This window comes from uncultured Mailhella sp. (genome assembly GCF_944324615.1).
Classification (GTDB): domain Bacteria; phylum Desulfobacterota; class Desulfovibrionia; order Desulfovibrionales; family Desulfovibrionaceae; genus Mailhella.
This window is the reverse complement of record NZ_CALUWY010000100.1, coordinates 1-6,860: the sequence shown is the minus strand read 5'-3', so window position 1 is coordinate 6,860 and position 6,860 is coordinate 1. Positions and strand designations below refer to the sequence as shown.

Annotated in this window: 8 protein-coding genes; all 8 read right to left on the bottom strand. The window is 59.6% G+C overall.

The annotated features are described in order from the left end of the window. Positions 1-51: 51 nt before the first annotated feature. Positions 52-522: a phage GP46 family protein gene (locus Q0K07_RS12680; protein WP_294559729.1), complete on the bottom strand. Its 471-nt coding sequence runs from the start codon at positions 520-522 to the stop codon at positions 52-54. A gap of 86 nt (positions 523-608) precedes the next feature. Continuing rightward, positions 609-1,211, bottom strand: coding sequence for a phage baseplate assembly protein V (locus Q0K07_RS12675; protein ID WP_294559728.1), 603 nt, complete (start codon positions 1,209-1,211; stop codon positions 609-611). Continuing rightward, positions 1,208-2,323, bottom strand: a complete 1,116-nt coding sequence (locus Q0K07_RS12670) for a phage baseplate assembly protein (protein ID WP_294559727.1) — start codon at positions 2,321-2,323, stop codon at positions 1,208-1,210. Before Q0K07_RS12670 ends, Q0K07_RS12675 begins: the two co-directional genes overlap by 4 nt. Beyond that, positions 2,316-3,494, bottom strand: coding sequence for a DNA circularization protein (locus Q0K07_RS12665; protein ID WP_294559726.1), 1,179 nt, complete (start codon positions 3,492-3,494; stop codon positions 2,316-2,318). Before Q0K07_RS12665 ends, Q0K07_RS12670 begins: the two co-directional genes overlap by 8 nt. A 1-nt stretch (position 3,495) precedes the next feature. After that, positions 3,496-5,076 (bottom strand): hypothetical protein, encoded by a 1,581-nt coding sequence (locus tag Q0K07_RS12660; RefSeq protein WP_294559725.1) that lies wholly within the window; start codon positions 5,074-5,076, stop codon positions 3,496-3,498. 117 nt (positions 5,077-5,193) lie between these two features. Further along, positions 5,194-5,469, bottom strand: a complete 276-nt coding sequence (locus Q0K07_RS12655) for a phage tail assembly protein (RefSeq protein ID WP_294559723.1) — start codon at positions 5,467-5,469, stop codon at positions 5,194-5,196. Beyond that, the gene (locus Q0K07_RS12650) at positions 5,469-5,840 is read right to left on the bottom strand and encodes a phage tail tube protein (protein WP_294559721.1); all 372 of its coding nucleotides are present in this window, start codon (positions 5,838-5,840) and stop codon (positions 5,469-5,471) included. Before Q0K07_RS12650 ends, Q0K07_RS12655 begins: the two co-directional genes overlap by 1 nt. A 12-nt stretch (positions 5,841-5,852) precedes the next feature. Further along, on the bottom strand, positions 5,853-6,755 hold the full coding sequence (locus Q0K07_RS12645) for a phage tail sheath subtilisin-like domain-containing protein (RefSeq protein WP_294559719.1): 903 nt from the start codon (positions 6,753-6,755) through the stop codon (positions 5,853-5,855). Positions 6,756-6,860 lie beyond the last annotated feature (105 nt).

The window sequence follows — 6,860 nt, the reverse complement described above, 5'->3', positions numbered from 1 at the left end:
CGTCGGCCGCAATGCGGGAGCGCAACGTAGAAAGGGAAGGCCTGGAAAAGCTCATACCACCCCCATCATGGTGACATCGGTTTCAGTAATGTTGATGAGCCATGCGTCGGTCACGCGCTGGACCACGGAAGGACTTGCCCTGGTGACGGACACCTTGAGAACAAGCATTCCCTGAACAGGATTTTCCGCCGCGACGCTCACAGCAGAGGCCAGTCCCTCATTGATGAGCCATTGCAGCGCGCTTCGGGCATAGGCTTCCGCCTGCACAAGCACGGATTCCAGCTGCTTCTGCCTTCGCAGAAGCCAGAGTTTGGAACCGGTCCCCAGATCGTCGCCCTGCATGGAAAGCAGCGCATCCGCCCACCAGCCGCGCAAGTCTCTGTATTCCGGCGGAAGTTCATCCTTTTCCGCCCGGACATCGGTAAACAAAGAAACCATGATTTCCGTGCCCAGGGAGTTGTCGCCAACAAGGTCACCTTTCCTTACGGACAGATCGAAAAGCCCCTGTTCGTTTTGAGCCATAAAAATGTCCATCTAGCCGCCCCGCATGAAGTGAATAATATGAAGAACGCTTATCAGAACCACACACCAGACAACGACACGTTCCATCATTGCGGTTCTCCCGTGGTGCCGCCGCTGTCGCCGGGGTGGGTATGATGTTCAAGGGAAATGCCGTTGCTGGTGATATCTCCGCCGGTGTTTTCCAGACCGCCCGCAAAGGTGGACGCACCGCCGCCGGATTTTTCGCCCGTGGTCTGCTGGCGTCCGGTCAAGGTGACAAGCGGCGTGTCCAGCAAGATCTCGGAACTTGCGGAAATCGTGGCCGTTTCACAGGAGAGAGTTAAAGTTCTGGTTGAAATATCCATGCAGTTTCCGTTCCTCAGGTGGATGCAGTCTCCGTCCTTATGATAGATGGCCACTTCTCCGGGCTTCAGCCCTTTCTTGCGCACGCGCCTGTCGTCGGCCACCACCACGACGAGGTGAGAACGGTCCGCCCCCACGAACACCACCGTTGCCTCGGCTCCTTCATCCGGCACGGAGGTGAAGCCGTAGTTCTGGAAGCGCTCCACTCCGTCGATGACTTCATCTTCCAAGAGAGATATCTGGACGCGCTGCATGTTGCCTTCGTCGTCCACAACGTTGAGCTCGGCACGGGATACGCCGTCACGCATGAGATTGCGCACACTTTCCATGAAGCTGTCGCGGCTCATGCCATAACCTCCTTCACCTTCTGCCCCTCGGCTTTGGCCTTTTCCGCCTGCTTGACGTACAAATCCCAGTCTGTACTTCCCGATCCGGCACTCTTTTTCGGCTCTTCCGGCTCCTGCTGCCAGGCAGCAGGGTCTTTCAATGTCAGCTGCGTGGTTGTCCCTCCTGCATCCCGTGTCCAGGTAACTTCCCCAATAAGCAGACTCTGCGATATCCCCAGAGCAGGAAGCTGCACCGGCACCAGCACACCGGGTTCCCAGAGCCTGCCGGCACTGTCGCGCCAGCCCTGCACCGTGACCTGCACGGACGTGCCTTCCGCCCGTCTTGTGGTCATTTCCCACCGGGCGCGGCGGGTCATGAAGGATGTGTCACCCTGCTGGCTTGCCCGGATGACCAGCGGCCGATAACGCTTTATCTGCTCATCCCTGACCGTCGCCCTGACGGAACACGCCTTGCCGAAGTCCTGGTCCGTACCCTGCTTCTGCCCGGTCACGACATATTCGGAAAAACGGGCGGAGGCGTCGAAGGTGACAGAGGCCGAGAGCACGTTCACGCCTTCCTGAAGCACGGCAGAAAGCGTTTCCTGCGCCAGTCTGGCCAGCCTGAGTCCTCCTTTTCCGTCCGGCATGGCCACAAGTTCGCGCTGCTTCAAAAGGCGCTGCATGGCTTCCGCCACGCTTTCACCGGGCTGAATCTGAAACGCCGTGAAGGGCTGCCCCTGATCGCCCTCCAGCGTGACCGGCACGCCGAAAGGCGCGCACAGCGCCGAACAGATATCCGTGAGAGAAGCGCCCTTCCAGCTGCCCGGAGCGTGTATGGCGGAGGCGTCCACAATGTCGGCACTCCTGTCTCTGCCGGATACCGTTATGCCGTGTCTGCCGGAATCAAGCGACTGAGAAACGCTGTCGATGAATCCGGTGACAAGCGTGTCCGCCCCGCAGGCAAGCACGCAGTCCACGCCGGGCGACAGGGGCAGAGCCGCGCCGCCGTACTGAACGCGGTTTGCAAGTCCCAGGGAAAACGCGCCAGCCATGGCGTCCACGCTGCGGGAAGCCTGCAGGGACTCCCAGCCCGTCCAGTTCACACCGCCCACGGTCAAGGTGATGTCATCCATGTATCAGCTCCAGTGCCTGCCCGCCCGGCACGAATCCGGGATGCCGCAGGCCGTTGCGCGCGACAAGTTCCTGTTCCGCTTCCAGGCCGCCGGTCCAGCGCCAGACCACAGCCAGCGAAGGCATGACCTGGCTTTCCGTTACGCTGATCACGTCGGGAAGCGTGCGGGCCTTTTCCGCCATGGAACGAAGCGTGACCGTGCGAAGGTTGGAAAGCGCGGCAAAGGTTTCATCGTCGGCTTCCATCTGAGCGGCGTCTATGGCATCGAGTACGGACGCCTGAAGCTCTCCGGCCTCTTTGGTGGTGGAAGGCGCATACGCGGCGGCCACGGAGCAGGCGGCAGCCGCACACATCTGCTGCTGGACGTTCGACACGATTCTCTGCCCTTCGGCCGCTGCCCTGCGCGATGTGCCGAAGATTTCCGATGCCGTCACCTGCGGCGCCGACCGCACCAGGTCAAGCAACGCGGTCGGACCAGAGCCGGAAGGAAGATTTTCCGCTCCGGTCTGCACCATGTTCCAGCAGGATGCACCGAAGCTCCCCGAAGAAATCATGCCTGTGAGCCAGCCTGTGGAACCGGCCATTCCGGCCAACGTAGAAAGCCCTTCCGGTAGGGCCAGAACACTTTTCACACTGCTGATGAAGACGCCCGCTGCGGTTTCTATCTGCGAGACTACCCAGGCGCCCTTGTCCAGGTACTGACCTACGGAATCGGCCAGAGCCCGCGCCCTTTCGGCCACGGCGGAGACACGCTCGGCCACCATATCCAGAAGATTGGGCGCACCCGTCAGTCCCCCGGGCTTTTCCACCCGCACGAAACGTGCCTGAAACTGCCAGAGGCCGCCGTCAACCGCGCTGTGCTGCGTGCGCACTGGACCGGCAAGTGCCACATACAGGCTGCCGTACCACGGATGCACCAGCGTACCCGGGCCGGGCTGCTGAAAGGCTGCTTCCAGCGCGTCGCGCTGCGTCATGTACGAGGAGCCGGAAACAAAGCCCTGCACGTCGTAAAACTGCGGGGCCTTGCCAAGATCTTCAGGATACGGAGCCGAGCCGTTCGGAAAAACATGCAGCGCCGTGGAGCGTCCGAGAGATCCCCCAGCCATATAGACCTGGAACGGGATACCGCGAAACGAGGCGGACTGAATACGAAGTTTCCATGCCTGTGCCATGTCACACCCCCGCAAAGGACCAGGCGTAGCCCATGCCGTCGCGCTTCACCGTGACGGCGTCACTTCCCTGTGTGTCTCCGCTGGCCGTCACTCCGGGCGGAAGGTGAAGCTCAATGGTATGCTTTTCCACCTTTTCTTCTTTGTGCACCGTCTCGGAAGAGACCGTTCCAGATCGCGTAAGATCGGAAAATCCTGAAGATACACTTCCCGCAGCTTCTGACAGTATCCGGGCGTTTTCCGGGTCCATAAGCGCGTCGGTGTCTTCAAGGTCTATGCCGTGCAGATCGGCAGCATCCTGCACATCCGCCACACCCTGAACTGCGCTTTTTATTTCCGTACAGAATTTCGTGACGCCGGCGGATATCTTCTCCCAGTTGTTATAGAGCCACCATCCGGCAGCCACGAGCGTTCCTATGGCGGTAATGAATGCACCGATGGGATTAGTGGAAAGTGCCAGCCCGAAGGTTGCTACGGCCTTGCCGGCATTGAACAGAGACCGGATAAACGGCGTCCCCATATACAGGGCAACGAGCTTCAGGGCATTTTCCATACCTATGGTCCGGTCGATAAAATCCGTACACCAGCCGAGGACCTTGCCGCCTGTAGTAAGCCAGCGTTCCGCACCATCCAGAAATGCAGGGATATTATCCGCTATTTTCTGAACCCACTCTCCGGTCTCTACCGCAACGAGCCCCTTGTTCAGCCTCAGCCAGCCTTCAAATTTCTCCATGATGGGCGTGAATACCGGCATGAGCTGCCGTCCTATGGCATTGCGCAGACCGGCTACCTGGTTTCCCACACCGCTCAGAGATTCCTGAAAACGCCGGGCATCACTGCGGGCCGTATCATCAAACACTATTCCCGCCTGTTCCGCTTCTTTTCCCAGCGCCCTGAGACCGGAAGAGCCTTTGTTCAACACGGGAATGAGTTTGCGCCCCTCATCGCCCAAAAGCTCTATGGCCAGCTTGGTCTTTACCGGGCCGTCCTCCATGCGGGAAAAGGCATCTGCCAGCTCCATGATGACCTGAGCCGAGTTCTTCATGGTGCCGTTACTGTTTTTGACCGACACCCCCAGAGCCTTGAACATCTTTTCCAGGTCTTCAGAGTCTCCAGACTCCACCATCTTTTCCGTAAGGTCGGAAAGGATGTCGGTCATGTCCTCAGCTTCCACGTTCACCGTGGATGCGGCGTATTGCAGCTTCTGCAAGTCTTTGGCGTTCACGCCCAGGGCCACGGCCGAACGCTCGGCAGCCTGCGCCTGCTCTGCCGTAGCAGAGGCAAGCGCAAGCATGCCGCCGGACGCGCCGCCCAGGAGCAGAGATAGTTTCCCCAGTGCTCCGGTAACTCGATTCATGGATTCCATGGCTCCATCGCCGATACCCGCGAAAGCCTCAGCCACGTTGCCGGCCGCGCCGGCAATCTGACTCAGCCCGCTTCTCTGACTGAAGCGGGCCATCTGTGCCTGCATGCGGCTCACGGCTCCGGTCGCAGATTCAATCTTTGCGTTGAACTTGGCGAACCCAGCAGAGAACTTGTCATAGGCTCCTATGACAAAATCTATGGAGACTTTATTTTTTGCCATGAGTCTTCTCTTTTCCGTATGCGGCCAGACATCCGGCCCAGAAACGAAGCTCCGGGCCGGTCATGGCCATGATCTCACTCGGCGGCGTGTGACACTCCGCCAGAAGAAAGCCTGCGGCTATTCGCCAGTCGTCCGGCCACTCCCTAAAAAAGGCGTGGCCGCCTCCATGACTCGGGCAATGTCGTCCCCTTCCAGACGCATGATGACCTGTCTGTCCTGCCCGGTCAGCCTGCCGATGATACGAGCCATGTCCCCCATGCTCAGGGCCCCGGCCGAAGCGTCGGCCATGTCTGAAAAACGCACGCGGCGGGTGAACTTCAGTTCCGTGACGAGTTCGTCCCCGAACTGTACGGGATAGTTCAGCGTCACGGTGACGGGAGTAACGTCGTTCATCACTTCACCTCCTGAGCGCGGCTCTTGGATTCAAAACGGATAGGGATTTCCGCTTCTTCGGTGGACGCCGTACCGTCGCCAGCGAACCACGCCCGGGAAAGCGTGATGATCTTGCCGTTGTTGAGCTCCAGCGTGACGGTACATTCATCCGCACCGACAAGAGCTTCCAGATCAAGGTCTTCCCTGTCGGTCACGGCGCCCTCGATATAGGATACCTGCGGCGTTTCCTTGTAACCGTGCACGCCGTCGGCGCCGATAATGGCCTCTCTTACGTCAAGGCCGAGATTGTACGAAAAGCTGCCCTTTGCCTCATAAAGCGTACCGTCCACCTTGAAGGAAATACGGCCCGCACGGCGGTTGCCTATTGCCATGATGATGCTCCTTTACAGCCGGAACTGAATCTGCACCGCGGCCACGCGGAACTGGTTGACGAGATCGGGAGTAATGAGCCAGTCCAGACGGTTCACGTCGGTGGCGTTGCGCTCACACACAAGGCCTGCCTTGAACTTGGCTATGTCTTCCACAAGGCCGAGTTCCTGCCAGTCCTGGAAGGCGGCCACGGCTTCGGCACGACCCTGCTTCGGGTTCATGATCGCCTGCCCCGGCGCTATTGTTTCCGTGTCGCCGGCCAGCTTGTGGCGGGGATACTTGCGCAGGATGCGTGAACGGAAGTCGTAACGGAGATACGAGAGCGTGAGCAGCGTGTTCACGTCCTGATAACTGGTATCCGCCGCGCCGGTGGACGTGGTGAGATAGTTGGTCACCATGCGCTCAATGGTCACATTGCCGCCGGCATCGGTCACCGTTGTGGCTATGCCGGCCTTCAGCAGCAGGTTGCGTTCTTCAAGGGTAAGCCGGTCTTCCTGCGCCGGCGCAAGATCGCCGGCAATGGTCAGTGTCTGGAACGGCCGTGCAGGGTCGTTGTTGCCGTAGTAGGCCACCAGTGCCGCCACGGCCGCAGCACGCACTGCCGGAAGCGTGGGAGTTTTGCAGGCTTCCACAATGGAGATATGCGCGTAGTTGCCCTTGTCTTCCCCGCTGCCGAACTCCTGAAGCTCGGAAAACGTGCCTGCCTTGGACGTGATGGCCACGCCGTCGATATGACGCAGCGGGCCCCAGCGGTCTTCAAGCTCGGCTTCCAGCGTGCGCAGGCTGCTGCGGTCGTTCCACGGCCAGGCTATGACGTGGTACCAGGTGTCGCCCCAGGCTGCCATGAGCTCTTCCACATCGGGCTGGCCGGCGCCATTGCTCATGGCCGTAATGGTCAGCTTGATGCCTTCGGGCATGGTTTCGTTGTAGTAGGCCTGACGGATGTCTAGGCTCAGGACTCATTAATTGCCAAAAGGGTAAAAAGTTCTTATTGTCGGCATAGGGAGGATGCCATGAAGGAA

What these genes read in the sequence shown, in the direction of transcription:
- Q0K07_RS12650 (WP_294559721.1), bottom strand. Translation starts at nt 5,840, where the DNA reads ATGGCAATAGGCAACCGCCGTGCGGGCCGTATTTCCTTCAAGGTGGAC.
- Q0K07_RS12670 (WP_294559727.1), bottom strand. Translation starts at nt 2,323, where the DNA reads ATGGATGACATCACCTTGACCGTGGGCGGTGTGAACTGGACGGGCTGG.
- Q0K07_RS12660 (WP_294559725.1), bottom strand. Translation starts at nt 5,076, where the DNA reads ATGGCAAAAAATAAAGTCTCCATAGATTTTGTCATAGGAGCCTATGAC.
- Q0K07_RS12680 (WP_294559729.1), bottom strand. Translation starts at nt 522, where the DNA reads ATGGCTCAAAACGAACAGGGGCTTTTCGATCTGTCCGTAAGGAAAGGT.
- Q0K07_RS12665 (WP_294559726.1), bottom strand. Translation starts at nt 3,494, where the DNA reads ATGGCACAGGCATGGAAACTTCGTATTCAGTCCGCCTCGTTTCGCGGT.
- Q0K07_RS12675 (WP_294559728.1), bottom strand. Translation starts at nt 1,211, where the DNA reads ATGAGCCGCGACAGCTTCATGGAAAGTGTGCGCAATCTCATGCGTGAC.
- Q0K07_RS12645 (WP_294559719.1), bottom strand. Translation starts at nt 6,755, where the DNA reads ATGCCCGAAGGCATCAAGCTGACCATTACGGCCATGAGCAATGGCGCC.
- Q0K07_RS12655 (WP_294559723.1), bottom strand. Translation starts at nt 5,469, where the DNA reads ATGAACGACGTTACTCCCGTCACCGTGACGCTGAACTATCCCGTACAG.